Origin of the sequence: Mesorhizobium sp. LCM 4577 (genome assembly GCF_001854795.2) — a bacterium.
GTDB classification, from domain to species: domain Bacteria; phylum Pseudomonadota; class Alphaproteobacteria; order Rhizobiales; family Rhizobiaceae; genus Mesorhizobium; species Mesorhizobium plurifarium.
Window position 1 is genome coordinate 534,302 of record NZ_MDDU01000002.1, and the last position, 26,475, is coordinate 560,776.

At 65.3% G+C, this 26,475-nt stretch carries 25 protein-coding genes; 19 read left to right on the top strand and 6 right to left on the bottom strand.

Annotated elements, in window-relative coordinates; all coding sequences use genetic code 11:
* Window positions 1–9: 9 nt before the first annotated feature.
* Window positions 10–774: an HpcH/HpaI aldolase/citrate lyase family protein gene (locus LCM4577_RS07095; protein WP_071032608.1), complete on the bottom strand. Its 765-nt coding sequence runs from the start codon at window positions 772–774 to the stop codon at window positions 10–12.
* 111 nt (window positions 775–885) lie between these two features.
* Here LCM4577_RS07095 and LCM4577_RS07100 point away from each other — a divergent pair, with 111 nt between their 5' ends.
* From LCM4577_RS07100 to LCM4577_RS07185, 18 genes are all read left to right on the top strand, one after another.
* Window positions 886–1,776: a 2-hydroxy-3-oxopropionate reductase gene (locus tag LCM4577_RS07100; protein WP_071070427.1), complete on the top strand. Its 891-nt coding sequence runs from the start codon at window positions 886–888 to the stop codon at window positions 1,774–1,776.
* Window positions 1,777–1,779: 3 nt separating this feature from the next.
* Window positions 1,780–2,592, top strand: coding sequence for a shikimate dehydrogenase (locus tag LCM4577_RS07105; RefSeq protein WP_071070429.1), 813 nt, complete (start codon window positions 1,780–1,782; stop codon window positions 2,590–2,592).
* Entirely contained in the window at window positions 2,585–3,391 is an 807-nt protein-coding gene (locus tag LCM4577_RS07110; RefSeq protein ID WP_071070431.1) for an SDR family NAD(P)-dependent oxidoreductase, read from the top strand. The genes LCM4577_RS07105 and LCM4577_RS07110 overlap by 8 nt, the downstream gene beginning before the upstream one ends.
* Window positions 3,392–3,401: 10 nt before the next feature.
* Entirely contained in the window at window positions 3,402–3,749 is a 348-nt protein-coding gene (locus LCM4577_RS07115; RefSeq protein ID WP_071032604.1) for a RidA family protein, read from the top strand.
* 56 nt (window positions 3,750–3,805) lie between these two features.
* Entirely contained in the window at window positions 3,806–4,594 is a 789-nt protein-coding gene (locus tag LCM4577_RS07120; RefSeq protein ID WP_040990558.1) for a FadR/GntR family transcriptional regulator, read from the top strand.
* A gap of 261 nt (window positions 4,595–4,855) precedes the next feature.
* Window positions 4,856–5,566: an SDR family oxidoreductase gene (locus LCM4577_RS07125; protein ID WP_041004257.1), complete on the top strand. Its 711-nt coding sequence runs from the start codon at window positions 4,856–4,858 to the stop codon at window positions 5,564–5,566.
* Between the two features lie 10 nt (window positions 5,567–5,576).
* Entirely contained in the window at window positions 5,577–6,326 is a 750-nt protein-coding gene (locus LCM4577_RS07130) for an SDR family NAD(P)-dependent oxidoreductase (protein ID WP_071032602.1), read from the top strand.
* Between the two features lie 81 nt (window positions 6,327–6,407).
* Window positions 6,408–7,355, top strand: a complete 948-nt coding sequence (locus LCM4577_RS07135; RefSeq protein ID WP_071070434.1) for a LysR substrate-binding domain-containing protein — start codon at window positions 6,408–6,410, stop codon at window positions 7,353–7,355.
* Window positions 7,356–7,445: 90 nt separating this feature from the next.
* Window positions 7,446–8,480 carry an amino acid ABC transporter substrate-binding protein gene (locus LCM4577_RS07140; RefSeq protein WP_071070435.1) on the top strand — a complete coding sequence of 345 codons (1,035 nt, stop codon included), beginning with the start codon at window positions 7,446–7,448 and terminating at the stop codon, window positions 8,478–8,480.
* A gap of 98 nt (window positions 8,481–8,578) precedes the next feature.
* Window positions 8,579–9,742, top strand: coding sequence for an ABC transporter permease subunit (locus tag LCM4577_RS07145; RefSeq protein ID WP_083354648.1), 1,164 nt, complete (start codon window positions 8,579–8,581; stop codon window positions 9,740–9,742).
* A 5-nt stretch (window positions 9,743–9,747) separates the two neighbouring features.
* Window positions 9,748–10,827, top strand: coding sequence for an amino acid ABC transporter permease (locus LCM4577_RS07150; RefSeq protein ID WP_071070437.1), 1,080 nt, complete (start codon window positions 9,748–9,750; stop codon window positions 10,825–10,827).
* 10 nt (window positions 10,828–10,837) lie between these two features.
* The gene (locus tag LCM4577_RS07155; protein WP_071070439.1) at window positions 10,838–11,593 is read left to right on the top strand and encodes an amino acid ABC transporter ATP-binding protein; all 756 of its coding nucleotides are present in this window, start codon (window positions 10,838–10,840) and stop codon (window positions 11,591–11,593) included.
* Between the two features lie 54 nt (window positions 11,594–11,647).
* Window positions 11,648–13,051: an FAD-binding oxidoreductase gene (locus LCM4577_RS07160; RefSeq protein ID WP_071070441.1), complete on the top strand. Its 1,404-nt coding sequence runs from the start codon at window positions 11,648–11,650 to the stop codon at window positions 13,049–13,051.
* Window positions 13,052–13,171: 120 nt separating this feature from the next.
* Window positions 13,172–14,842 carry a thiamine pyrophosphate-binding protein gene (locus tag LCM4577_RS07165; protein ID WP_071070443.1) on the top strand — a complete coding sequence of 557 codons (1,671 nt, stop codon included), beginning with the start codon at window positions 13,172–13,174 and terminating at the stop codon, window positions 14,840–14,842.
* The gene (locus LCM4577_RS07170) at window positions 14,839–16,935 is read left to right on the top strand and encodes a hydantoinase/oxoprolinase family protein (protein ID WP_071070445.1); all 2,097 of its coding nucleotides are present in this window, start codon (window positions 14,839–14,841) and stop codon (window positions 16,933–16,935) included. The genes LCM4577_RS07165 and LCM4577_RS07170 overlap by 4 nt, the downstream gene beginning before the upstream one ends.
* Window positions 16,932–18,548, top strand: a complete 1,617-nt coding sequence (locus tag LCM4577_RS07175; RefSeq protein WP_071070447.1) for a hydantoinase B/oxoprolinase family protein — start codon at window positions 16,932–16,934, stop codon at window positions 18,546–18,548. Before LCM4577_RS07170 ends, LCM4577_RS07175 begins: the two co-directional genes overlap by 4 nt.
* Window positions 18,548–19,750, top strand: coding sequence for a pyridoxal phosphate-dependent aminotransferase (locus LCM4577_RS07180; protein ID WP_071070449.1), 1,203 nt, complete (start codon window positions 18,548–18,550; stop codon window positions 19,748–19,750). Before LCM4577_RS07175 ends, LCM4577_RS07180 begins: the two co-directional genes overlap by 1 nt.
* A 3-nt stretch (window positions 19,751–19,753) precedes the next feature.
* Window positions 19,754–20,566, top strand: coding sequence for an NAD(P)-dependent oxidoreductase (locus LCM4577_RS07185; RefSeq protein ID WP_040990789.1), 813 nt, complete (start codon window positions 19,754–19,756; stop codon window positions 20,564–20,566).
* Window positions 20,567–20,832: 266 nt separating this feature from the next.
* Here the strand turns inward: LCM4577_RS07185 and LCM4577_RS07190 are convergent, their stop codons facing one another.
* The 3 genes from LCM4577_RS07190 to LCM4577_RS07200 form a co-directional block, all read right to left on the bottom strand.
* Window positions 20,833–21,111, bottom strand: coding sequence for a hypothetical protein (locus tag LCM4577_RS07190; RefSeq protein ID WP_071032592.1), 279 nt, complete (start codon window positions 21,109–21,111; stop codon window positions 20,833–20,835).
* Between the two features lie 5 nt (window positions 21,112–21,116).
* A complete protein-coding gene (locus tag LCM4577_RS07195; protein WP_071070454.1) occupies window positions 21,117–22,103 on the bottom strand; it encodes an aldo/keto reductase in 987 nt (328 codons plus the stop codon).
* Window positions 22,104–22,369: 266 nt separating this feature from the next.
* Entirely contained in the window at window positions 22,370–23,119 is a 750-nt protein-coding gene (locus LCM4577_RS07200; RefSeq protein ID WP_041004228.1) for a FadR/GntR family transcriptional regulator, read from the bottom strand.
* On the opposite strand from LCM4577_RS07200, the gene LCM4577_RS07205 reads away from it, so the two are divergent.
* A complete protein-coding gene (locus LCM4577_RS07205) occupies window positions 23,098–24,195 on the top strand; it encodes an NAD(P)-dependent oxidoreductase (RefSeq protein ID WP_338012027.1) in 1,098 nt (365 codons plus the stop codon). The genes LCM4577_RS07200 and LCM4577_RS07205 overlap by 22 nt on opposite strands.
* 20 nt (window positions 24,196–24,215) lie before the next feature.
* On the opposite strand, the gene LCM4577_RS07210 is transcribed toward LCM4577_RS07205, so the two are convergent.
* Both LCM4577_RS07210 and LCM4577_RS07215 read right to left on the bottom strand, forming a co-directional pair.
* Window positions 24,216–24,995 (bottom strand): FadR/GntR family transcriptional regulator, encoded by a 780-nt coding sequence (locus LCM4577_RS07210; RefSeq protein WP_071070456.1) that lies wholly within the window; start codon window positions 24,993–24,995, stop codon window positions 24,216–24,218.
* Between the two features lie 3 nt (window positions 24,996–24,998).
* The gene (locus tag LCM4577_RS07215) at window positions 24,999–26,441 is read right to left on the bottom strand and encodes an FAD-binding oxidoreductase (protein WP_071070630.1); all 1,443 of its coding nucleotides are present in this window, start codon (window positions 26,439–26,441) and stop codon (window positions 24,999–25,001) included.
* Window positions 26,442–26,475 lie beyond the last annotated feature (34 nt).

Here is a 26,475-nt window from a genome sequence, read left to right on the forward strand (position 1 = left end):
TACTCCGCTCTACTGGTTGAACGATGCGATCAAGGCGTCCGAGCCCCGCGCCAGCAGGCCGAGGTCGGAGCCGACAGCCACCATCGTGAAGCCGTCGGCGAGATAACGGTCGGCGTCGGCCTTCACGGGAGCCAGGATGCCGCTGGCCTTGCCTGCCGAGGCGGCGGCCCTGCGCACCGACGATATCGCTTCCTGCACATGGTCGGCGCCTGGATTGCCCATCGAACCCATATTGGTGGAGAGGTCGCCGGGTCCGACGAAGAGAACGTCGACACCGTCCACCGCGGCGATTTCGGCGGCATTGGCCACACCGGTTTCGTCCTCGATCTGCACCGCCAGCAACTGCTGCTCGCGCGCCTTGGCGTGATAGCCGGCGATGCGGCCGAAAGCGTTGGCGCGGTGGCCGACCGAGAAGCCGCGGAAGCCGCCCGGCGCATAGGTCATCGCGGCGACGATGGCGCGCGCCTGCTCGGCGGTGCGCACGTTCGGTATCATCAGGCTGCGGGCGCCGACATCCAGCGCCTGTTTCATCAGATTGGGATCGTCGGATGGCAAGCGCACGACCGCCTCGCAGGGAAACGCCGCCGCGACCTGCAGCTGCGCCATGATGCTGCGCAGGTCGTTCGGGCTGTGCTCGCCGTCGATCAGCAGCCAGCCCGCCCCGGAGCCCGCGACGATCTCGGTGGTGAGCGCCGAGGCCAGCGAGCACCAGATGCCGATATGAGCCCGGCCGGCCTGAACGGCCGCCTTCAGCGAATTGACGCGCTCCTGCATTTTGCGATCGGTCTCCAGCCGTGAAGAGATGGATTGAAATTTGTATGATGTCCTATATCATATGCCTTCGACGAGCTGCAAGATGGTCTGACGAAGTACGGGAGGTTGCGTATGAAAATCGGCTTCATCGGACTTGGCGTCATGGGCGCTCCGATGGCGCGGCATCTCGCCGATGCCGGACATGAGATCGTCACGGTCCTCAATCGCTCCCCACTTCCAAACGACCTGAAAGCAACGGTCACCGCCTCTCCCGCCGAGGTGGCGCGGGCGTGCGAGATCGTCATCACCATGCTGCCCGACACGCCCGACGTCGAGCGCGTGYTGTTCGGGCAGAACGGCGTGCTGGAGGGAATTTCAGCCGGCAAGCTGGTCATCGACATGAGCTCGATCAGCCCGATCGCCACGGCCGAGTTCGCGGCAAGGATCAGGGGAGCAGGCGCCGGCTATCTCGATGCGCCGRTCTCCGGCGGCGAGGTCGGCGCCAAGGCGGCCAGCCTCACCATCATGGTCGGCGGGCCGGCCGCCGAGTTCGAGCGCGCACGGCCGATCTTCGAGAGGCTCGGCAAGAACATCACATTGATCGGCGAAAACAACGGCGCCGGCCAGACCTGCAAGATCGCCAACCAGATCATCGTCGCGCTCAACATCGAGGCCGTCGCCGAAGCGCTGGTCTTCGCCAGCAAGGCCGGCTGCGATCCCGCCAAGGTGCGCAGCGCGCTGATGGGCGGCTTCGCCTCCTCGCGCGTGCTCGACGTGCATGGCGAGCGGATGATCGCACGGACCTTCGCGCCGGGCTTCCGCGTCCGGCTGCACCAGAAGGATCTCAACCTTGCGCTGGAAAGCGCGCGAGCGCTGGGCGTCGCCCTGCCGGGCACGGCAACAACGCAGCAGTTGATGAATGCCTGTTCGGCCCGAGCCGGCGGCGCGGAGGCGGATCACTCGTCGCTCGTGCGGGCCCTCGAAATCCTGGGCGATCACGAACTCTCAAATGGAAAGGAATAACCGATGCGTGGAACCGGCAAGGCCGATGTCTTCGTCATGCTGGCCCATCCCGTGGGCCATGCGAAGAGCCCTGGGATCTTCAACGAGATCTTCGAGCAAAAGGGGCTCGACAGCCTGATGGTGCCGTTGAGCTGCCGTCCGGAGGATTTCGACACTTTCTGGGCCGGCATCACCGCGGCGGAAAACATCCGCGGCGTGATCATTTCGGTGCCCTACAAGGTTCTGGTCTACCACAAATGCGCGGCGGCTCATGACCGCGCTTCGCGTGTGCAAAGCGCCAACTCCGTGCGCCGGCAGGCGGACGGCAGCTGGTATGCCGACAATTTCGACGGCGTCGGCTTCATCGAGGGGCTGAAGGCGGGCGGGCACCAGATCGCCGGCAGGCGCATCCTCCAGGTCGGCGCCGGCGGCGCGGGCGCATCGCTGACTTACTGCCTTGCCGAAGAAGGCGCGGCGGAAATCCGTTTGACCGATATCGACAAGGAACGCGCGCAAAAGCTCGCTTCGCTGGTCAACAAGACTTTTCCCAACTGCCGCATCGAGGTCGGCCAGCCCGATCCGTCCGGGATGGACATGGCGATCAACGCCACGCCGTCAGGGCTGAAGGCCGGCGATCCGCTGCCGATGGACGTGAGCAAGCTGACGCCGAACATGACCGTGGTCGACATCATCATGGAGCCGGCCGAGACGCCGCTGCTCAAGGCGGCGAAGGAGATCGGCTGCCGCATCCAGCCGGGACGCCCGATGATGGATTTCCAGGTCGAGGCCATGGCCGAATTCTTCGACATCGAGCGGAAGGATCGCCGCAATGGCTGACGTATCGACCGCCGTTGTCATCGGTGGCACGTCCGGCATCGGCCGCGCGATGGCCGAGCGCTTCGCCGAGGATGGCTATCAGGTGGTCGTCGCCGGCCGCGATGCTGCCCGGGGCAAGGAAGCCGCCGATGCCTGCGAGCGCGGCGGCGCGCCGCGCGCCCTCTTCGTCCAGACCGACGTCGCCGATCCCGTCTCGGTCGAGGCCCTGGCGGCGGGCGTCGTGAACACGTTCGGCACGCCACATGTCGTCGTCAACTGCGCCGGTATCCTGCAAAGCGGCAAGCATGTGCTCGACCAGGATCTCGACGAAGACGAAAAGATGTGGCGCATCAACTATCGCGGCACGCTGCTTGGCTGCCAGGTGTTCGGGCGGCTGCTGTCGGCCGCCGGGCGCGGCGCGATCCTCAATGTCGGCTCGCTCGCCTCCTTCGCGCCGCTGTCGTTGCCGGCCTACACGCCCGGAAAGCATGCGGTGCTGGCGCTCACCCAGATGCTGGCCGCCGAGCTCGGCCCGCACGGGGTTCGCGTCAATGCGGTCGCGCCCGGCTACACGCTGTCGGACGGACTGAAGGCGAAGATCGCCAAGGGCGAACGCAAGCCCGAAGCGATCCAGGCCACGACCGCGCTGCGCCGCTTCGTCGAGCCGCGCGATGTCGCCGAGGCAGCCTTGTTCCTCTGCTCGGACCGCGCCGCCTCGATCACCGGCGTCACGCTTCCGGTCGATGCCGGCTGGCTCGTCCAGGCGCCCTACGCGCAGTACCTGCAGGGCAACCCCATCCGGCAGACGCCGGCAATCTGAGAGGCATACCGTGAGCGATATCCAGCGCTTCGACTTCGACACCCGAATCCATCACGGCGTCATCCACAACGGCACGCTCTACCTCACCGGCCAGGTGGCGAGGCCGGGCCAGCCCGCGGCCGACCAGATGCGCGAGGTTCTCGCCAAGATCGACGCGCTGCTCGCCAAGGCTGGCACCGACAAGACCCGCATCCTGCATGTCCAGATGTGGCTGGACGACGTGCGCGATTTCGACGAGGTCAACACGGTTTGGGACGCCTGGATGCCGAAGGAGCATGCGCCGGCGCGTTCCTCCGGCGAAGGCCGGATGGCGAAGCCCGGCATGCTGGTCGAACTCATCGTCACAGCGGCGGTTTGAATGGTCCTGCCGGTTCGGGCATCATCCCGAATCTGAACTTGAACGGAAGAACCTGAATGACGAAGCGCAAGCCGCTTTCCACCGTCGTGGCGGAAAGCCTGGCCGAAAAAATCCGCTCCGGTGAGTTGCAACCTGGCGCGCAACTGCCGACCGAGGCGGAGCTTTGCGCCGAATATGATGTCAGCCGCACCGTGGTGCGCGAGGCGGTCGCGCGGCTGCGCTCGGAGGGTATGGTGGTGCCGCAGCAGGGACGCGGCATGTTCGTCAGCGAAACACCCGCTCCACGCAACTTCTCGATCCCGGACGAGGCGCTGCGGACCTTGCCGGAAACCATCGCCTTGCTCGAATTGCGGCTGAGCGTCGAAGTGGAGTCCGCCGGGCTCTGCGCGGAACGGCGGACCGAAAAGGAAGCCCGCGATATCCGCGTCATGATGGATGACATCGACGCCCGGCACGCCGACCCCGCCGCCGTCCAGATCCACTACGACTATGACTTCCACCTCGCGATCGCCAAGGCGGCGCGCAACGAATTCATCCACGGCTTTCTCGCCTATCTCGGGCCGATGATCGTGCCGCGTTTCCAGCTCGGCTATGTGGTCGAGCCGGCGCTCAAGGACAGCTACTACGCGCGCATCCACAGCGAGCATAAAGCCATCGTCGACGCCATCGAAAGGCAGGACGGCGGCAAGGCCCGGCAAGCCATGCGCAAGCATCTGCAAAACAGCCTGGGTCGTGTGCGCGCGCTGGCGAAGGCGTCGGGGATCGAGGCGACGGATGCCGAGCAAAAGGCCGCCGCGGCTTCGCTCTTCACGAGGATGAAAAGACCGCTGCCAACAGGGGCATAGGCCTCGAGCCTGAACACGCAAACCGTCACGCGGTTGCGAAAGCCATGTTTTGCTTCGGCTGGCGGCCGGATCCCGTTCTCTCGCCGTTGAAGGCGTTGTTTTTCTTTGGTTTGCGGCCTCGCCGATCACGCGTGCAGCGCGGAACGTTTCGAGCGCCGAAACCATTTTCGAAAGTTTATCTTTCCTTTTTGCTGCTTTTCTTGGTTTCGCGACATCGGCCCAAGCCGCAAACTGAGCATCAAGCAACCGGGGAAGCCCTACGTGACGACAGCCTTCATCACAGGTGCGACGAGCGGCATAGGGCGCGCCATGGCGGTCGCCTTGAGCGATGCCGGCTACGAGGTCTATGCGGTCGGGCGCAGCAAGGCGGCGCTTAAGGAACTGCAGGCCGAACGCCCAGGCATCGTGCCGATCGCCGTCGACGTCACCGATCGCGAAGCGCTGGAATCGGTGCTGGCCGATCTCACCATCGACGTCTTGATCAACAATGCCGGCATCATGCCGCCGCTCGGCAATTTCGCCGAGATGAAGATCGCCGACATCGACACCACCCTCGAAGTGAACCTCAGCGCGGCGATCCTGCTCACCCGGCTCGTCGTGCCGCAGATGCGCGAGCGGCAGTCGGGCCACATTTTGTTCACTGGCTCCGTCGCCGGCCACGCGGCATTCTCCAACATCGCCGTCTATGCGGCCACCAAGGCCGCCATCTCCGGTTTTGCCGGCGCGCTGCGCGCCGACCTCTCTCCATCCGGTATCCGCGTCACCGAGATCGTCGCCGGTCGCGTCGAGACGCAACTCTACAACGACATCCTCGACGCCAAGGCGCGCGAAGCCATGTACGCCAGCAAAGTGGTGCAGCCGGACGACGTGGCCAGGATGGTCGTCGGCGTGCTCGCGCTGCCGGCGTGGGCCGACGTCACCCGTTTCGACATCATGCCGACCTGGCCGACTTCGCCGAGCGGCACCAAGTAAGGAAAACAGGATGAAAGACCTATCCGTTCTGATCGTTGGCGGCGGCGCCGGTCTCGGCGCCCTTCTGGCCAAGATGGCTGTCGACGCCGGCGCGGCGAAGATCGGCATCATCGACATCAACAAGGAAGCCGCCGAGGGCGCGCTCGAACCGGCGAAAGCCAAGGGCCTGCCGACGGCAGCGGCGACCTGCGACATCCAGGTCGGCCCGCAGTGCCACGCCGCCTTCGACGCCATCGTCGCGAAGCTTGGGCGCGTCGACACGCTGATCAACTGCGCCGCGATCTATCCGCGTCGGCCGCTGCTCGAAATCACCGACGCCGAGTGGGACGCCTCCAACGGCATCAACATCAAAGGCACCTACCACATGATGGTGGCGGCCGTTCGCCATATGCAACGCCAAGAGCCGAAAGCCCAGGTGCGCGGCCGCATCGTCAACCTGACATCCGTCGACGCCTTCAAGGCGCATCCGCAGAACGCGCACTACGCGGCCACCAAGGCCGCCGTCGTCAGCCTGACGCGCTCCTTCGCCCATCACGTCGCCAAGGACGGGATCCTGGTGAATTCCGTCGCGCCGGCCGGCATGGCCACCGAGAAGGCCAAAGCTCTCGGCTTCCTCGAGGAACTGGCCAAGGCGAGCCCGCTCGGCCGCGGCGCCGAGCCGACCGAAATCGCCGAATGGGTGCTCATGACCGGTGGGCCCAAGAACACCTACATGACCGGCGAAAATGTCATCGTTTCAGGCGGTTACATCTACGCCTGACAAACGTCGCCAGCCGGGCGCGGCTGACATCCGGCAGTGCCTGACCGACGGAGTCTCGAACGAAAGGAGGCGGAATTCACCATGACCGGCAAGCTTCGCCTCCCTTCGCTCAACGCGCTGCGCGTCTTCCACGCGGTCGTGCAGCACAAGAGCWTCCGCCAGGCCGCCGACGAGTTGCTGGTGACGCCGCAGGCGGTCGGGCAGCAGATCAAGCTCCTGGAAGACACGCTTCAGGTGACGCTGTTCGAACGCAAGGGCCGATCGATCGAACTGACCGAGTCGGCGATCCTGCTCTCGCACTACGTCAAGGCAGGCTTCGACGAATTCTCCGAAGGCGTGCGCCGCGTCACCAAGTCGAACTACCGCGACCGCATCAACCTCAATGCCAGTCCCTACTTCGCCACGCATTATCTGCTGCCCCGACTCTCGCTCTTCCGCGAGATGCTGCCGGGCGCCGACCTGCGCCTGACCACAATGGTCGACCTGCCCGACTTCGGCCGCGACGATATCGATATGACTGTGCAGTGKGGCTACGGCAACTGGCCCGACTACGAAGTCACGCTGCTGGTGCCGGATCCGAAGATCATCTGCTGCACGCCGGCGATCGGCGAGAAGATCAGCTCGGCGCGAGACCTGACGAAATTCACGCTGCTCGACACGGTCAAGTCGAAGCGCCTGTGGCCGGATATTTTGCGGCACCTCGGCGTCGAGCTGTCGGACGGCAACCGCAGCATCAGCTTCGACGACGCTGCGACGATGCGCCGGGCGACTCTGCAAGGCATCGGTGTCGGCCTGGTTTCCGTCATCGACGCCGAGGAGGACTTCCGCTCCGGCGCCCTGGTCGCACCGATCGGCCGCGACGCCATTGCCGACATGAAGCCGGAGGAAGTCCCCGGCTTCTATCTCGTCGTCCCGCGCGGGCATCTGCGCGTGAAGGCGGTGGCCGCGCTGCATCGATGGCTCGCCCAGGAGGACTGGCGCAGCGACCTCAAGCTCTCCTTGCCGAAACCGACACCGCTTTCCGACTGAGAAGCGGCTTCGAGACCGAGTTCCGTAAGACGTCTTGCGGGGCTCCAACAACAAGAAACGGAACAACCTCAACAGTGGAGACTATCAAACATGAAAATGATCAAATGGGGGGCCGCCGCCATGGCCCTGGGCCTTATTCATCTGGCAGCACCGGCCGAAGCCGCCGGCGGCAAGACGCTCGAAACCGTCAAGGCGCGCGGCGTGCTCAACTGCACCGGCCATGACGGCTCCTATCTCGGCTTTGCCGAGGTGGACGACAAGGGCAACTGGAAAGGCATGGACATCGACCTCTGCAAGGCGGTGGCCACCGCCGTGTTCGGCGATCCGGCGAAGCTGAAGATCGTTCCGATCAGCTGGGCGCAGCGCTGGCCGTCGCTCCAGTCGGGCGACGTCGACATCATCATCAAGGCCTCGGGCGGCACGCTCAGCCGCGACACCGAGCTCGGCCTGCAATTCTCCAATTCCTATTATCTCGGCACGACCAAGGTGATGGCGCATAAGGAGCTCAACCTGAAATCGCTCAAGGATGCCGATGGCGGCACGATCTGCATTCCCGCCGGCACCTCGCAGGAGCAGCAGGTCGCCGCCTACGCCCAGAAGCTCGGCATCAAGCTCGAGCCGGTGCTGATCGAGAAGACCGAGGAGCTCGAGCAGGCCTATTTCTCCGGTCGCTGCGATCTCTATGCGCAATGGGGCCCGACGCTCGCCATCGCCCGCATCGCCAAGAGCAAGGTCGAGGACCACGTGATCCTGCCCGACGTGCTCGCGGTCGAGCCTGAAGTGATGATCATGCGCCAGGGCGACGACAACTGGGTCGACATCGCCAACTGGACGCTGAGCACCCTGATCTTCGCCGAGCAGGAAKGCATCACCTCCAAGAATGTCGACGAGATCAAGGCCAAGCCGACCTCGCCGCAGGTGGCGAAATTCCTCGGCGTCACCCCCGGCATGGGCAAGGGCCTCGGGCTTTCCGACGACTGGGCCTACAACGTGATCAAGAAGGTCGGCAATTACTCAGAGATCTTCGAGCGCGATCTCGGCAAGGACTCGCCCTACAAGATGGATCGCGAGCTCACCAATCTGTGGAACAATGGCGGCGTCCTGTTCCCGCTGGTGATCGACTGATCCCCTTGGTGATCGATTGATCCATTCCTAACGCATCCGCTTTGAGCTCCGCCCGGCTGCCTGCCCGGCGGAGCCGGCGCCAATTCGGGAAGATCCTGATGGTCAGCCTGCTGAGAAATCAGAAGGTCCGCAACGCGCTGTTGCAGGCCCTTTACGTCGGCTCACTCGCCGCGATGGTCCTTGCCTGCGTGATGATCGCCCGGCGCAACCTTGCCGAGCAAGGCATCACCTCCGGCTTCGACTTCCTGTTCAAGTCGACCGGCTGGGACGTGAATTTCTCGCTGCTGCCGGCCACCGCCAACGATCCCTACTGGTGGTTCTTCCTGATCGGCATCGTCAACACGCTGTTCCTCGGAACCACCGGCCTTATCCTGGCGACGATCGTCGGCACGATCGTCGGTCTGGCGCGCACGTCATCGAACGAGTTGGCACGGCTGCTCGGCCGCACCTATGTCGACATCTTCCGCAACATCCCACTGATCCTGCAGGTCTTCTTCTGGTACGCTTTGATCACGCATCTGCCGACACCGCGCGCCGCGCATGAGGCATTCGGCATGCTGCTGACCAGCCGTGGTCTCTATGTGCCTATTCCCAATGTCGGCGGAACGGCGCTGGCGCTGGCCGTTTTGGCCGTGATCGCTGCGATCGCGCTGCCGGTCTGGCTCGGCCGCACATCGCAGATCAGCCAACCGGTCGGCGAACGTTCTGCCGTCCAGTTCGCCGGTGCGGCAGTGGCGCTCGCCTGCGCGGTTGTCATCCTGATGATCGGTCGCCTGCCGGATGCACCACTGCTCGACTTTCCTGCCCTACAAGGCCTCAACCTGAAGGGTGGATTGCGCATCCCGCCTGAATTTTCCGCTTTGGCCGTGGCCATCGCCATCTATGGCGGCTCCTACATCGCCGAGATCGTGCGCGGCGGCTTCAAGGCCGTCAGCAAGGGCCAGATGGAGGCGGCGCTCTCGTTGGGCTTGAGCCCCTGGCGTGTCTTCACGCTGGTCAGGCTGCCGCTGGCGCTGCGCGCAATGCTGCCGATCCTCGCCAACCAGTATGTCTGGCTGATGAAGGCAACCACGATGGGCATTGCGGTGGGCTTCACCGACTTCTTCATGATCGTGGCGCTGACGATCAACCACTCCGGCCAGACGCTCGAGGTGATCGGCATTCTGATGGCCGGCTTCCTCGCCATCAATCTCAGCCTTGCCGCGGTATTCAACCGCATCAACAAGGCCATYGCCCTCAAGGGCAATCAGCTGAGGGGATGACAGAAATGGAGATGGTCGTTGTCGCTCCCCCTGCCCCGGGCAGGCTCGAAGACCTGAAGCGCCGCTTCTTCGCAACGCCGCTTCAGGCGCTGCTGTCGCTGATATCCCTGACGATCATGGCTTTCATCGTCTGGAAGCTGCTCGACTGGGCCGTCTTCTCGGCCGTGTTCACCACGACCGGCGGGCCTGAGGCCTGCCAGGCGGCGGCCGGCGCCTGCTGGTCGGTCATCGCCGCCCGGTGGCGCATCATCCTGTTCGGTCTCTATCCCTTCGAGGAGCAATGGCGCTCCGCGCTCGCCTGCGTCAGCGTGGTGGTCATGACGGTGCTGAGCTGCATCCCGGCCTTCTGGACCGGCCGCCGCATCGCTCTCATCTGGGGCACAGGAACAGGCCTCTACTACGTGCTGATGAAGGGCGGCGTGCCCGGCCTGCCCTATGTCGGCGAGGAGGCCTGGGGCGGGCTGGCGCTTACCCTCTTCATCTTCGTCACCACCTGCCTGATCGGCTTCCCGCTGGCGATCTGCCTGGCGCTGCTGCGCCGCTCGGACCTGCCCTGGATATCGCGCACCACCGGCCTGATCATCGATGGCGTCCGCTCGCTGCCGCTGATCTCGATCCTCTTCACATTTGCCGTCGTTCTGCCTTTCGCCCTGCCGCAATGGCTGCAGGGCGACAAGCTCTACCGGGTGATCCTGGGTTCCGCCCTGTTCTTCTCCGCCTATCAGGCCGAGATCGTGCGCGGCGGCATGCAGGGCGTTCCGGCGGGACAGGAAGAAGCCGCCATGGCGCTCGGCATGAGCTACTGGCAGCGCATCGGCCGCATCGTGCTGCCACAGGCGATGCGCAACGCATTGCCGGCGACGATCAACCAGTTCGTCATCTCGTTCAAGGAAACCTCGCTGGTGGTCATTGTCGGCTTCTTCGAGATCCTGGCCTCCGGCAACGCCGCCTACGGCACCGGCGAATGGCGCTTCGCCTATGTCGAGGTCTATGCCTTCATCGCCTTCATCTATTTTGTCTTCGTCTTCAGCCTGTCCCGCTACGGCGCTTACCTCGAGCGGCGCATGGCGGTCGGCGAACGCTAGGGAGGCGCACTTGGATTCGACGCTCCCATCCGGCCCGGCCGTCCGTATCGAAGGCCTCGACAAGCATTACGGGTCGTTCCATGCGCTGCGGAAGGTGAACCTCTCCGTCGAGCGCGGAGAAAGGATCGTCATCTGCGGTCCGTCAGGCTCCGGCAAATCCACGCTGATCCGCTGCATCAACCGGCTCGAAGAGCACGAAGGCGGCCGCATCACCGTGCTCGGCACCGAGCTCAACGACGATATCGGCAACATCGACGGGATCAGGCGCGAGGTCGGCATGGTGTTCCAGCACTTCAACCTGTTCCCGCACATGACCGTGCTTGAAAACTGCATGATCGCGCCGATGATCGTGCGCAAGCGGCCGCGCGCGGAGGCCGAGAGGACGGCCAGGCGCTTTCTGGAGAAGGTCCGCATCCCCGAGCAGGCGATGAAGTTTCCCGGCCAGCTCTCCGGCGGCCAGCAGCAACGCGTGGCGATCGCGCGGGCGCTTTGCATGCAGCCGCAGATCATGCTGTTCGACGAGCCGACCTCGGCGCTCGACCCGGAGATGATCGCCGAGGTGCTGGACGTCATGGTGACGCTCGCCGCCGAGGGCATGACCATGATCTGCGTGACCCATGAAATGGGCTTCGCCCGCCGCGTCGCCGACCGGGTGATCTTCATGGACGGCGGCGAGATCGTCGAGGAAGCGCCGCCGGAGGAATTCTTCACGTCCTCCCGAAACGAGCGCACCCGTCAGTTTTTGTCGCAGGTGCTGGGTCATTGAACGGCATGCCGAGAGATGCGACGTTCCGCGCGCAGCACATCAGCAGGAATTTCAATGACCGATCCTACAATCGCCTTGCGCGAGATACTCGGACCGAAAGGCTGGCTTTCGGGCGATGATGCCCAACCCTACCAGCGCGATTGGCTCAACCGTTATGGCATCCGGCCCCTGGGCGTCGCCCGCCCCGCGAATACCGCGGAGGTGGCCGCGGTGGTCAAGGCTTGCAGGCAGGCCCAATTGGCAGTCGTGCCACAAGGCGGCAACACCGGCCTGTGCGGCGGCGCCGTCGCCGATCAGGCCAACGCGGTGATCGTMTCGCTGTCGCGCATGACGGCAATCGGCGAACCGGACCTGGAGAGCGGGTCTATCCTGGTCGATGCGGGCGTGGTTCTCGCCGGRCTGCATGAGGCGCTGGAACCGCATGGGCTGATGTTCCCGATGCATCTCGGCGCCGAAGGCAGCGCCAGGATCGGTGGCCTGATCGGCACCAATGCCGGCGGCAGTCACGCGTTCCGGTTCGGCATGATGCAGGATCTTGTCCTTGGCCTCGAAGTCGTGATGCCGGACGGCACGGTGTGGGACGGTCTTCGCGCGGTGCAGAAGGACAATGCCGGCTATCAGCTGCGCAAGCTGTTCTGCGGGTCGGAAGGCACGCTCGGCATCGTGACGCGCGCGGTGCTCAGGCTCTATCCCACGCCAAAGCAGCAGGCGAGCGCGCTCCTGGTGATGTCCGACTTCGCGGCGGCCGTTTCGTTCGGCGCCTTCCTGCGCGGCGAGGCCGGCGAATTCCTCGCCGGCCTCGAATTCTTTTCGGATGTCGGCCTGACGCTGGCGCTCAAGCATCTGCCTGACCTTGCCTATCAGCTGGAGACAAGGGGCGACGTCTATCTGCTCGTCGAGATGGCGTCGGGCTCGACACGCGTTCCCCTCGACGAGATCCTGTCCTCGGCGCTGGAATGGGGCATGGAGCAAGGGCTGGTCGTCGATGGCGCGCTGGCCAATTCGGGCGCGCAGCGGGCGCAGTTCTGGCGGTTGCGCGAGGAACAGCCGGAGGGCCAGCGGCTGGAAGGCGAGCAGCTCAAGCACGACATCTCCGTGCCGCCGGGCGCGATCGCGCGCTTCATCGAAGCGGGCGCGAAACGATGCCACGACATTCTTCCGGGCGTGCGGATCAACCCGTTCGGCCATCTCGGCGACGGCAACATCCACTACAATCTGTCGCCGCCGGAAGGCCGCGCCGATTTCGACGGCAAGGCCGCAGCGTTCGCCGAGGCGCTGGCCGCTTTAGCCACCGACATGGGCGGCAGCTTTGCCGCCGAGCATGGGCTCGGCCGCGCCAAGATCGCCATGGCTGACCGGAACAGAAGTCCGGTGGAGCGGGAGCTCATGGCACGGCTGAAGGATGCGTTCGATCCGTCGGGCACGATGAACCCCGGTGTTTTGGTGCGGATTTCATAGCAAAGAAAAACTTTCGTATCGATCGCATTTCTTGATTTCGCGCCGGCCGGCCGCAGTGCAGGTATAAATCCGAAAGGCAGGCTCGGTCCGCTTGCCGCCGGATTAAGAGGATGTCGAAGCATGGTCCGCAATGGCGGTCGCCTTCTTGTCGAGTGCCTGACCGCCTTGGGCGCGACAAAGAGCTTCGGCGTTCCCGGCGAAAGCTATCTCGCCGTTCTCGACGCGCTGCACGATACCAAGGGCAAACTGGATTATGTGCTTTGCCGCAACGAAGGCGGCGCGGCCTTCATGGCTTCCGCCTATGGCAAGCTGACTGGATCGCCGGGCATCTGCTTCGTGACCCGAGGCCCGGGTGTGACCAATGCCAGCATCGGCGTCCACACCGCCATGCAGGACTCCTCGCCGATGATCCTGTTCGTCGGCCAGGTCGGCACCGACATGAAGGGCCGCGAAGCCTTCCAGGAGATCGACTACCGGGCGGTCTACGGGACCGTCGCAAAATGGGTGGTCGAAATCGACGACGTCGAACGACTTCCCGAGATCGTGGCGCGGGCCTGGACTACGGCCCTGACCGGAAGGCCCGGCCCCGTCGTGGTCGCACTGCCGGAAGACATGCTGACCACCGCGACCGAAGCCGCGCCGCTCAACGGCCCTGCTTCGATCTTCGAAGCCGCTCCCTCACAGGATGCCATCACGGCGGCGCTCGAGATGCTGGCTGCAGCCGAGAGGCCGGTGCTGCTCATGGGCGGCGCCAACTGGAAAGCGGATGGACGCGCCGCGCTCCAGGCCTTTGCCGAGGCTTCCGACATCCCCGTCATCGCCGCTTTCCGCTACCAGGATCAGTTCGACAACCATTCCCCGGTCTTCGTCGGCGAGGCCGGCGTCGGCATGGTGGCGCATGTCAAGACATTGATCCGCGATGCGGATGTGATCCTGGCCGTCAATGTCCGCTTCGGCGAGATGACGACGGACGGCTACACGCTGCTCGACGTTCCGGTGCCGCGCCAGAAGCTGATCCATGCGCACGGCTCCGACCGGGAGATCGGCAAGATCTATGTGCCGGCCATCGGCATCCATGCCGGCCCGAATGCTTTCGCCAAGGCGCTGATGCCGGTGAAGGGTGGCTGGGCCGGGTGGCGCGCTGCGGCGCGCAAGGCCTATGAGGGCACGTTCGCCGCGCCGGTGCAGCCCGGCCCGGTCGACATGGTCGCGGTCAGCGCCTGGCTGCGCGAGACCTTGCCGGCCGACGTCATCCTCACCAACGGCGCCGGCAATTTCACGGTATGGCCGAACAAGTTCTTCAAGTTCGGACCTAAGGCGCGGCTGCTCGCGCCGCAATCCGGCGCCATGGGCTACGGCCTGCCGGCGGCAATTGCCGCGAAGGTCGCGTATCCGCAGCGCACGGTGGTCTGCTTCGCCGGCGACGGCGATTTCCAGATGAACTGCCAGGAGCTCGGCACCGCCATGCAGGYCGGCGCGCAGCCCATCGTGCTCATCATCAACAACGGCATCTACGGCACGATCCGCGCGCATCAGGAGCGCAACTATCCGGCCCGCGTTTCCGGCACCTCGCTCGAGAACCCCGACTTCGTGGCGCTTGCGAAGGCCTACGGCTTTCACGCCGAGCGCGTCGAGGCAACACAGGATTTCGCGGCGGCATTCGAGCGGGCGCTCAACTCCGTGACCGGCGCGGTCCTCGACATCGCCATCTCGCCCGAAGCGCTCACGCCCCGGCAAACCCTTTCCCAGATGCGCGACGCCGCGCTCGCTTCGCAGAAGGCCAAGGCATGACCTCCAGATCAGACGACATCCGTCTCGGCGCGGACATCGGCGGCACCTTCACCGACATCGCGCTCGATGTCAGGGGAACGATGTTCTCGACCAAGGTGCTGACCAATTATGCGGCGCCCGAGCAGGCGATCCTCGACGGCATCGACGTGGTCATCCGCGATGCCGGAATTTCGGCAGCCGAGATCGGCATCATCATCCACGGCACGACGCTCGCCACCAATGCGCTGATCGAACGGCGCGGCGCCAGGACCGCGCTCATCACGACCGAAGGGTTCCGCGACGTGATCGAGATGCGGACGGAAAACCGCTTCGAGCAATATGACCTCAACCTGCAGCTGCCGACGCCGCTGATCCCGCGCGAGGACCGCTTCACGGTCAAGGGCCGCATCGGCGCCGAGGGCCAGGAATTGCAGCCGCTCGACGAAGCCGCGCTCGAGGAGATAGCCGATCGGATCGCCGCCGGCAATTTCGGCTCGGTGGCGATCGGCTTCATCCACGCTTACGCCAACCCCAGCCACGAGCGCCGGGCGCGCGACATCCTCGCCCGCAAGCTCAGCATCCCGATTTCGATCAGCGCCGAAGTCTCGCCGCAGATGCGCGAGTTCGAGCGCTTCAACACCGTCTGCGCCAACGCCTATGTGCGGCCGCAGATGGCCGACTACCTCGCCCGCCTGCAGACGCGCCTGAAGGACATGGGCGCCGACTGCCCGGTTTTCATGATCCATTCCGGCGGCGGCCTGATCTCGGTGGAAACCGCTTCGGAATTCCCGGTCCGGCTGGTCGAATCCGGCCCGGCCGGAGGCGCCATCTTCGCCGCCGACATCGCCCGTCGCTTCGGGCTCGAAAAGGTCGTCTCCTATGACATGGGCGGCACCACCGCCAAGATCTGCCTGATCGAGGACTATGCGCCGCGCACAGCACGAACCTTCGAAGTGGCACGCACCTACCGCTTCTCAAAGGGCTCGGGCATGCCGATCTCCATTCCGGTGATCGAGATGATCGAGATCGGCGCCGGCGGCGGCTCGATCGCCTGGGTCGACGCCATGGGTCGCATCCAGACCGGACCGGAAAGCGCCGGCTCGGAACCCGGCCCGGCCTGCTACGGCCGCGGCGGCAAGCGTCCGGCGATCACCGACGCCGACCTGGTGCTCGGCAAGCTCGATCCCGACAATTTCGCCGGCGGCGCGATCAGGCTCGACACCGCCGCCTCCGAGCAGGCGATCCTGCGCGATGTCGGCGAGCGCCTGTCGCTGAATGCCATGGCGACCGCCTTCGGCATCTGCGAGGTGGTGGACGAGAACATGGCCAACGCCGCGCGCGTCCACGCCGTCGAGAACGGCAAGAACATTTCCGACAATCTGATGATCGCTTTTGGCGGCGCCGCGCCGCTGCATGCGGCAAGGCTGTGCGAAAAGCTCGGCATCGACCAGTGCATCGTGCCGCGCGGCGCCGGCGTCGGGTCGGCGATCGGCTTCCTCAAGGCGCCCTTCGGCTACGAAGCTTTGGCGTCGAAGCTGACGCGCCTGTCCCGCTTCAAGGCGGCCGAGGTGAACGCGCTCCTCGCCGACCTCAAAGCCTCCGCCGAAGGGTTTGTGCGCAGCGGTGCCAGCGGAAAAATCGTCTGCGAGATCACCGCCTTCATGCGCTATGCAGGCCAGGGTTGGGAAATCCCCGTGCCGCTGGCGGACGAGCCGTTCGGCGACGACGCGGTGGTGAAGCTCAAGGACCTGTTCGAGGAGAACTACCAGCGCTTCTTCGGCCGCGCCATCGAAGGGCTCGACGGGCTGGAGATCGAGATCGTCACCTGGTCGGTGAAGGCGACGGATGTTCGGCCMGCGGTTGCGCGGCATGAGCTCACCATGGGCGAGAAGACCGGTAAACCGRCAACGACGCGCGAGGTGTTCGACCCGGTCAGTGGCCGGCCGCGCAGCTATGGCATCGTCGAGCGCGACACGCTCTGCGCCGGCGATCRCATTGCGGGACCTGCCGTCATCGTCGAGCGCGAGACATCCACCGTCGTCACCACCAGCTTCGACGCCGTCATCCAGAGCGACGGCGCGATCCTCCTGATCCGCAAAGGCAGCCGCGCATGAGCGATATTGGCGAAATCCGCATGCAGGTCATGTGGAACCGGTTGATCTCGGTGGTCGAGGAGCAGGCGCTGACTTTGCTGYGCACCGCCTTCTCGACCTCGGTGCGCGAATCCGGCGACCTGTCGGCCGGCGTGTTCGATCCGCGCGGCCAGATGCTGGCGCAGGCGGTGACCGGCACGCCGGGCCACGTCAACACCATGGCCGAGGCCGTGCTGCATTTCATGAACGCGATCCCGCGCGAGGAGATGTTCGAAGGCGACACCTATGTCACCAACGACCCCTGGCTCGGCACAGGCCACCTGCACGACATCACCATGGTGTCGCCGTCCTTCCTCAACGGCGAGCTCGTCGCCTTCTTCGCCTGCACGGCGCATGTCGTCGATGTCGGCGGCCGCGGCTTCGGCGCCGACGGCAAGTCGGTCTATGAGGAAGGCATCCAGATCCCGATCATGAAGTTCGCGGAGAAGGGCAAGGTCAATCTCGACCTCGTCCGCATCCTGCGCGCCAATGTCCGCGAGCCGAACCAGGTCGTCGGCGATTTCTATTCGCTTGCCGCTTGCAACGAGGTCGGTCACCGTCGCCTCGTCGACATGATGAAGGAGATCGGGCTGACCTCGCTGGACGGGCTCGGCGACTTCATCTTCTCGCGTACCCGCGACGCCATGCTCGAGCGCATCGAGGCGCTGCCCAAGGGAAGCTGGTCGAACGAGCTGGTGACCGACGGCTATGACGAGCCGGTGAAGCTCGCAGCCACCGTCTCGGTCCGCGACGACCATGTCGAGGTCGACTTCACCGGCACCGACCCGATGAGCCGCTGGGGCATCAACTGCCCGATCATCTACAGCAAGGCCTATGCCTGCTATGCGCTGAAATGCATGGTGGCTCCCGACATCCCCAACAATGCCGCCTCGCTCGCCTTCTTCACCGTTTCGTCGCCGGTCAATATCCTGAACGCCGTGCGGCCGGCGCCGGTGGCGCTCAGGCACATCTTCGGCCACATGGTTCCCGATCTGGTGCTGGGCGCCTTCGCCAAGGCGCTGCCCGGCAAGATCCTCGCCGAGGGCGCCGGCGCCTTGTGGAACATCCACATCTCGGCACGCCCGGCCGCCGGCGCATCCGGCCGCCGCGCCGAGGTGCTGATGTTCAATTCCGGCGGCATGGGCGCCCGCCCCGGGCTCGACGGCCTGTCGGCGACGGCTTTCCCTTCGGGCGTGCACACAATGCCGATCGAAGCCACGGAGCATACCGGCCCGATCGTCATCTGGCGCAAGGAGCTGCGGCCCAATTCCGGCGGCGATGGTGAATTCCGCGGCGGGCTCGGACAGGTCATCGAGATCGCCGCGACCGACGGCCACGAGTTCGACTTTTCCGCCATGTTCGACCGCGTCAATCATCCGGCCCGTGGGCGCAATGGCGGCAAGTCAGGCGTCGCCGGCGTGGTCAAGCTCGACGACGGCACCAAGATGCGCCCCAAGGGCTGGCAGCATGTGCCGGCGGGACGCCGGCTGATCCTCGAACTGCCGGGCGGCGGCGGCTATGGCGATCCGGCCAAACGCGAGGCGGCCGCGCGGGCCAACGACCGATCCAAGGGTTACATCACGGAGAACGACTGATGAGCTATGTTGCCTCCCGCCTCTCGGTGGTGAAGCCCTCCGCATCGATGGCCGCCTCGCAGGCCGCCAAGGCGTTGCGCGCCAAGGGCGTCGACGTGATTGATCTCGGCCTGGGCGAGCCCGATTTCCCAACGCCGCTGCACATCATCGATGGCGCCCATTTCGCGGCGAAGGCCGGGCAAACGCTCTACACCGCTGCCGCCGGTACAGCCGAAGTGCGTGAGGCCATCGCGGGAAAATTCCGGCGCGAGAACGGGCTGGACTACACGGCCGACGATATCGTGGTGGCGAACGGCGCCAAGCAGATCATCTTCAACGCGCTTATGGCGACGTTGGAAACAGGCGACGAGGCGATCCTGCCGGCGCCCTACTTCGTCTCCTATCCCGAAATGGTGAAGCTGCTCGGCGGCACGCCGGTCGTCGTCGAATGCCCTGAGACCACCGGCTTCCGGCTGACGCCGGCGCTCTTGGAAAAGGCAATCACGCCGCGGACGAAGTGGCTCTTCCTCAACATGCCGGGCAACCCCTCCGGCGCGGTCTATTCCGGGTCCGATCTCCAAGCGCTGGGCGCGGTGCTGGCAAAACATCCGCAGGTGCTTGTCCTCTCCGACGAGATCTACGAGCACATCCTGTTCGACGGGCGCGAGTTCGTCTCCTTCGGCAAGGCGTGCCCGGAGCTCAGGGACCGCACGCTGATCGTCAACGGCGTCTCTAAATCCTATGCGATGACCGGCTGGCGCGTCGGCTATGCGGCCGGGCCGGCGCCGCTTCTCAAGGCGATGTCGACGATCCAGAGCCAGTCCTGCACATCGGTGTGCTCGATCGCGCAGGCCGCCACCGTCGCCGCGCTCAACGGCCCGCAGGACGAGGTCGCGCGTTTCCGCAAGGCCTTCGAGCGGCGTCGCGACCTGGTCGTCGACGGAATCAGGAAGATCAACGGGCTGACGCTGTCGCCGCCGGAGGGCGCCTTCTACGCCTATATCGGCTGCGCCAGCCTGATCGGCCGCAAGACGCCCAAGGGCGTCGTGCTGGAGGACGATACGGCCGTAGCCAACTATCTTCTGAACGAAGGCCGGGTAGCGTCGGTGCCCGGCGTCGCCTATGGACTGTCACCCTATTTCCGCATCTCGACCGCGACCAGCGAAGAGGTGCTGACCGAAGCGATCGCGCGCATCAACGCCGCCGTCGCGCAAGTGGAGTAAATGATGCCGCATTACGAACGTATCCTGATCACGGGCGCCGCCGGCCGGCTCGGCTCGCAGCTGCGCAAAGGACTGGTGCCGCTGGCCAAGACGATCCGCCTCGCGGGCCGCGAACCCTTCGGCGATCTCGCGCCGCACGAGGAGGAAGCCGTCTTCGATCTCGCCGACATGGAGGCGACGATCGCCGCGACCAAGGACTGCGACGCGATCGTGCATTTCGGCGGCGCGCCGCTCGAATGCGAGTGGCAGACCATCCTCGATTCCAGCATCCGCGGCTCCTACCACATCTACGAAGGCGCCCGGAAACATGGGGTGAAGCGCGTCATCTACGCCTCCTCGGTGCATGCCATCGGCTATCACGAGATCGAGGCGCATATCGGCGTCGACGCGCCGGTGCGTCCCGACAGCCTCTATGGGGTGTCGAAGAATTTCGTCGAGAGCCTCAGCCGGCTCTATTGGGACAAGTTCGGCATCGAGACGGTGTGCCTGCGCATCTTCTCGTCCTTCCCCGAACCCGCCGACCGCCGCATGCTGTGGTCCTATCTCTCCTTCGCCGACTGTGTGCGCCTGGTCGAGGCCTCGCTCACCGCGCCGCGCGTCGGCCACACGATCTCCTTCGGCATTTCCGACAACAAGCTGAAGATGGTCGACAACAGCGGCGCGAACCACCTGGGGTTCATCCCGCAGGACAGTGCCGAACCGTTCCGCGCCGCCGTCGAGGCAAAGACGCCGGTACCCGACCCGAACAAGCCGTCGGTGAAATATCTCGGCGGCTGGTTCTGCGAGCTTGGGCATCCTGACGACAAGCCGGCATGATGAGCCGCCCGTGGCTTCACGATCATAGCCTCGGCGTCATGATCTGGATGCCTATTTTCGGGTGGATGCCGTGTTTGCCTGAATGGCCGTATGGGGCGCGAAGCAGCCGCAGGCGCCGCGCGGTGCACCGGCTATCACAGCATGCCATTCCTTGCGCGCGACGAGCTTGGCACCGATACGGCGATCTCGGCGGCTGCGCTCGTGGCTCGGCCGAAGGGAAGCGCGGATTGTCAAGGCTTGCCCCTCACGGTCACGCCCGTGAGGGGTCATGGTTCTGCTGTGCCCTTTTGCCGAGATAGAGTTCCTGCATGACCGGCGACTGCTTCAACTGCGGCGAGCGCCGGCTTGAGATCGTCGGGCGAGAACACCCGGCGGATGGCGGCGTAATCCTCCGTCATCCAGCCGCCGGATCCGTCCGCCGGGTCCCAGAAATGCTGATGCCCGTCGATAACAAGTTGCTTACCAGCAACAAGTTGCTCACCAGCAACAAGTTGCTTACCAGCAACAAGTTGTTCACCAGCAACCAGAGGCCTGTCGCTGCCCATGGCGCTCACCAGCGCTGGTGCACGGCGGGCTTGATGCGCCGCTCATAGATGTCGGCGATGCGCTCCATCAGTTGCGGCGACAGCGCCGGCAGGTCGGACGCGGCGGCGTTCTCCTGCGCCTGCCGGACGGACTTGGCGCCCGGAATGGTCACCGTCACCGCCGGGTTCATCAGGATCCAGCGCAGCGCCCATTGCGCCATGGTGGCGCCTGGCGGCAGCAACGGCCGCAATTCCTCGACCGCCTGCAATCCTTCCTCATAATTGACGCCGGAGAATGTCTCGCCGACGTCGAAGGCCTCGCCTTGCCGGTTGTAGTTGCGGTGGTCCTTGGCGCTGAAATTGGAATCGCTGCGGAACTTGCCGGACAAGAGGCCGCTGGCCAGCGGCACCCTGACGATGATGGCGACGTCCTTCTGGAGCGCCATGTCGAAGAACAGCTCCGCCGGACGCTGCCGGAACATGTTGTAGATGATCTGGACGCTGGCGACGCCGGGATATTGCAGCGCCTTGATGCCTTCCTCGACCTTTTCGACGCTGACGCCGTAGTGGCGGATCTTGCCTTCCTCGACCAGCCTCTCCAGCGCCTCGAATGTCTCGGGCTGGTAGAAGACTTCCGTCATCGGACAGTGGAGCTGCACCAGATCGAGGACGTCGACCTCGAGATAGCGCAGGCTGCGCTCGACGAAGCTGGTCAGGTTCTTGCGGTTGTAGCCGGAGGCGACATGCGGGTTCAGCCGCTTGCCGGCCTTGGTGGCGACGATCGGTCTTGCGCCGCCCCGTCCCTTGAGCGTCTTGGCGATCAGCTTCTCCGCCCGGCCGTCCCCATAGACATCGGCGGTGTCGATCATGCTCACGCCTGAATCGAGCGCGGCATTCAGCGCCGCAATGGCGTCCTTCTCCTCGACGTCGCCCCAGTCGGCGCCGATCGCCCAACTGCCGAAGCCGATTTCCGACACTTGCCAGCCGGTGCGGCCAAATCGCCTTTGATGCATGGAAACTCACTCCTCAAAGCCCGCGTCGTCTTGACGGGTCGTGCCGGCAGGAATATCAGATCGGATAGTTGTATGACAACCCTGTAAGCATGCAAAAGATGACTACAGATAGCGCCGGGTTTGGATCTATCGGAAGGCTGGAGGACGACGGGATGCTCCTGGCATTCGCGCAAGATGCCGATCGAGGCCGGGCGGACTTAGAACGTCGGGCCGCAGCCGCCTCCTGTCGCGGCAGGCCAGGCTCCGCTCGGGCGCCCTCGCCTGATCTATTTCAGATGTCCGGCGCCGTCGCGGAGCTGCTCGAAGCGCTTGTAGGAACGGGTCAGGTGCAGCCGCATCGCGCGCTGCGCCGCCTTGGCGTCGCGCGCCTCGATGGCGTCGTGGATCGCCCGGTGCTCGCGCCGTGTCCGCTCGAAATGCCGTTCGCGTTCGGCGGGCTCCAGGCGATCGAATTGCGTCCATTGCCGCGGGATCATGGCGGTGCCGAACGTGTCGAAGAGCCGGCTGAAATAGGCGTTGTGCGAGGCGAGCGAAATCGCCCGATGGAAAGCCGCATCCTCGGTCGCGGCAAGACCCGTCTCGGCAATCGCCCGGTCGATGGCATCGAGCTGCCTGGCCATGAGGGCGAGGTCCCTCGCGGTCCGGCGCGTAGCCGCCAGCGCCGCCGCTTCCGCCTCGACGCCCATGCGCAGCTCGAGCACGGCCAGGATATCGTCGATCGATGCGACATCCGTCGGCACGATCGAGAAGGTCTTGGGCGGCGGCTCCTGCGCCACGAAAGCGCCGAGGCCCTGGCGCGTCGTGATCAGCCCTCGCGCGCGCAGCGACGCCAGCGCCTCGCGCACCACGGTCCGGCTGACGCCGGTCGCGTTGACGATCTCCTGCTCGGTGGGCAGCCGCTGGCCAGGCGCGAGATCGCCGGCTTCGATCTGCGCGGCAAACTTGTCCACCAGTTCGCCCCTGAGATTGGGGGACTGGCGGATGGCACCGAACATTGCTCCCTCGCGATCCGCCATCGGAAAGCCGGCCCCTTAAATCGATTCTTACGCCAAGGATCGCACTGGTTGGTTGCAACGGCAATCATTCGTTTCTTTGGGCCCGACGCATACCGCCCCAGACCGATGCAGCGGTTCCAGGACAACGACATCCATCAAGACAGCGACTTAAACAGCACTGGAAGACCAACATGAAGCAGCAAATCGGCTTTGTCGGCCTGGGCGCCATGGGCTCGGGCATGGCAGCAAACATCGTGGCCAAGGGCTGGCCGCTGACGGTCTGGGCGCACCGCAACCAGGAGGCGGCGCTGAAGCTGGTCAGCGCCGGCGCCCGCCAGGCGGCGACGCCGCGCGCGCTCGCGGAAGGCTGCGACATCGTTCTCCTTTGCGTCACCGGCTCGCCGCAGGTGGAGGCGGTCGTGAAAGGACCGCAAGGGCTTGCAGCCTCCGGTAAGCCGCTGCTGATCGTCGACTGCTCGACCTCGAACCCCTCCTCGACGATCGCGCTTGCCGCCGAGCTCGCCGCCAAGGGCGTGACGCTGATCGACGCGCCGCTGGCGCGCACGCCGAAGGAGGCCGCCGAAGGCAAGCTCGACGTCATGGTCGGCGGCGCGGCGGAAGCGGTCGCCCGCGCGCGGCCGGTGCTCGAAGCCTTCGCCGCACGAATCGTCCACACCGGCCCGACCGGCAGCGGCCACACCATGAAGCTGCTCAACAATTTCATCTCGATGGGTTATTCCGCGATCTATTCGGAGGCGCTGACGCTGGGCGCCAAGGCCGGACTGACGCCGCAGGTGTTCAACAGCGTGATTTCCGGCAGCCGCATGGATTGCGGCTTCTACCAGGCCTTCTTCGACTTCGTGCTCAACCGCAACGAGAACGCCCAGCGCTTCGCCATCGCCAATGCGCTGAAGGACATGACCTACCTCGCCTCCTTCGCCCAGGCCGCCGGCATCGCCAACCCGGTCGGCGCCGTCGTGCGCAACGGTTTTGCGACGGCGGTGGCTACGGGACACGGCGAGAGGTTCGTGCCGGCGCTGTCGGATATTGTTGCCGGGCTCAACGGCGTTTCATTGAATGAGGTCGCAGCCGAGTGAGGAGGCGGATGGCGCGAACTCTATCCCGCAGCCCGCCCGCGCATAGCCTTCCGCAGCCTCGAATGCCGTGCCGGCGACGCGGCCTCGGCCTCACCTCCCGGGAGTCCCACGCGCGAGGCCGCGCCGGCAAGGTGCCGCGTCATCGCCGCGCTCGCGCCCTTCGCGTCGCCGGCCTTGATCGCCGCCAAGATGCGCTCGTGCTCGCCCAGTGTCGTGCGCGCCATGTCGTCGGACTTCTGCTGGTTGCCGGCGGCCAGGATGCTTTCGCGCACCCGCTCCGAGACGAAGATGAGAAACTGGCCCATATAGGGGTTCCGGGTCGCTTCGGCGACGGCGCGGTGGAAGCCGAGGTCGTTCTTCAGCCAGGCAACGCTGCCATAGGGGGCCGTGCGCATCCCATCGAGCGCCCGCTCCATCGCCTCGATATCGGCATCGGAACGGCGGGTCGCGGCCAGCGCTGCGATCTGCACCTCCAGCATGCCGCGCAGCTCGAACAGGTTGCGGAAGGAATCCGCCCGCTGCAAGGTCTCATAGTCGATCGTCAGCACCGTGGCATTGGTTGCGTCGGCGACGAAAGCGCCCCTGCCCTGCTGCGACCAGATGCGGCCTTCGGAGCGCAGCCTGGCGATCGCTTCGCGCACCACGTTGCGGCTGACCCCGAACGTGGTCGCCAGCGCCTGTTCGGTCGGCAGTTGATCGCCGGGTTTCAGACGCCCTTGCGCGATCTCGCGCGAGATCGAACTCGCCACCAGGGTGGAGAGGTGCGGACCGCGATTGACCTTGTCGAGCTTCAGCGTCATCGCTCACCTATAGTCGAGCGCGGATGCGGACGCCAGAATGCGGCCGTTGCTCAATATGTGGCGCGGATCGAAGGCGTCCTTGATGCCTGYCGCGAGATCGAGCGTCACCGGATCGATGCGCTCGAGGAAGGCCCGCTGCTTGACCCGGCCGATGCCGTGCTCGGCGCTGATCGAGCCGCCATAGCGGTCGACGACGGCGAAGATCTCGGCTTCCGCCTGCTCGAACAGATGCTCGATCGCCTCGGCGCCCATGCCTTCCGGCGGTACGACGTTCAGATGGATGTTGCCGTCCCCGACATGGCCATAGGTGACGGGCAGCGCGTCGGGTCTCGCCCGTCCCAGTTCGAAGAGCGCGTCGGTGACGAAATCGGCAAGCTTCGAAATCGGCACCGAAACATCGGTGCGCAGATAGCGCCCGCCGCGGCCCTGCCGCTCGACCATGATCTCGCGGTAGAGCCACAGGCGCTCGGCCTGCGCCCGCGTCGATGCCACGATGCCGTCCTGGACGAGATCCTCGGCGCAGGCGAGAAAACTCAAAAGCATATCCTTGAGATTGATCAGCCCGCCGCCGGAAACCTCGATCAACACATAGGCTGGATAGGCTTCGGCAAGCGGATCGGGAAAGTCCTTCCCCTCGCGCATGGTGATCTCGATGCCGCCGCGCAGGATCAGCTCGAAAGCGGTGAGCAGATCGCTGCAGCCGCGCCGCGCCCGCGCATAGAGGGCCATGGCATCCTCGACCGAACGCAGGCCGACGAGGGCCGTTTCGATCTGCGTCGGCCCGGGAAAGAGTTTCAGCGCCGCTGCGGTGACGATGCCGAGCGTGCCTTCCGAGCCGATGAAGACCTGCTTCAGATCATAGCCGCGATTGTCCTTGCGCAGCACCTTCAGCCCGTTCCAGACGCGGCCGTCGGCCAGCACCACTTCGAGGCCGAGCACCAGGTCGCGCGTCATGCCGTAGCGCAGCACGTTGAAGCCGCCGGCATTGGTGGCCACATTGCCGCCGATGCGGCAGCTGCCTTGCGCGCCGAAGGTGATCGGCAGGATGCAGTCGTTCGCCTCGGCGGCGCGCTTGGCGTCCTCGAGGATGCAGCCGGCCTCGACCACCATGGCGAAGTCGATCGGGCTGATCGAACGGATCTTGTTCATGCGCTCCAGCGAGACGACGACCTCGTTGCCGTCGGCCGCCACCGCCGCGCCGACAAGGCCGGTCAGCCCGCCTTGCGGCACCACAGGGACGCGCTCGGCATGGCAGTGCCGCATCAGCGCCGACATCTCTTCGACCGAAGCCGGCCGCGCCACCGCCAGTGGCCGGCCGAAATGGTCGCCCGACCAGTCGCGGCTGTAGCGGACCAGGTCCTCCGCCTCGGTCAGCAGCCCGCCGTCGGACAGCATGCCCGCCAGCGCGGCGATCAGCGATGCGGAATTGGGCGGCACGGCATTCATGAACTGGACCTGGATCCTTCCGGAAAACGACTGG

What these genes read in the sequence shown, in the direction of transcription:
- LCM4577_RS07095 (WP_071032608.1), bottom strand. Translation starts at nt 774, where the DNA reads ATGCAGGAGCGCGTCAATTCGCTGAAGGCGGCCGTTCAGGCCGGCCGG.
- LCM4577_RS07105 (WP_071070429.1), top strand. Translation starts at nt 1,780, where the DNA reads ATGCGTGGAACCGGCAAGGCCGATGTCTTCGTCATGCTGGCCCATCCC.
- LCM4577_RS07110 (WP_071070431.1), top strand. Translation starts at nt 2,585, where the DNA reads ATGGCTGACGTATCGACCGCCGTTGTCATCGGTGGCACGTCCGGCATC.
- LCM4577_RS07120 (WP_040990558.1), top strand. Translation starts at nt 3,806, where the DNA reads ATGACGAAGCGCAAGCCGCTTTCCACCGTCGTGGCGGAAAGCCTGGCC.
- LCM4577_RS07130 (WP_071032602.1), top strand. Translation starts at nt 5,577, where the DNA reads ATGAAAGACCTATCCGTTCTGATCGTTGGCGGCGGCGCCGGTCTCGGC.
- LCM4577_RS07150 (WP_071070437.1), top strand. Translation starts at nt 9,748, where the DNA reads ATGGAGATGGTCGTTGTCGCTCCCCCTGCCCCGGGCAGGCTCGAAGAC.
- LCM4577_RS07180 (WP_071070449.1), top strand. Translation starts at nt 18,548, where the DNA reads ATGAGCTATGTTGCCTCCCGCCTCTCGGTGGTGAAGCCCTCCGCATCG.
- LCM4577_RS07185 (WP_040990789.1), top strand. Translation starts at nt 19,754, where the DNA reads ATGCCGCATTACGAACGTATCCTGATCACGGGCGCCGCCGGCCGGCTC.
- LCM4577_RS07190 (WP_071032592.1), bottom strand. Translation starts at nt 21,111, where the DNA reads ATGGGCAGCGACAGGCCTCTGGTTGCTGGTGAACAACTTGTTGCTGGT.
- LCM4577_RS07195 (WP_071070454.1), bottom strand. Translation starts at nt 22,103, where the DNA reads ATGCATCAAAGGCGATTTGGCCGCACCGGCTGGCAAGTGTCGGAAATC.
- LCM4577_RS07200 (WP_041004228.1), bottom strand. Translation starts at nt 23,119, where the DNA reads ATGGCGGATCGCGAGGGAGCAATGTTCGGTGCCATCCGCCAGTCCCCC.
- LCM4577_RS07210 (WP_071070456.1), bottom strand. Translation starts at nt 24,995, where the DNA reads ATGACGCTGAAGCTCGACAAGGTCAATCGCGGTCCGCACCTCTCCACC.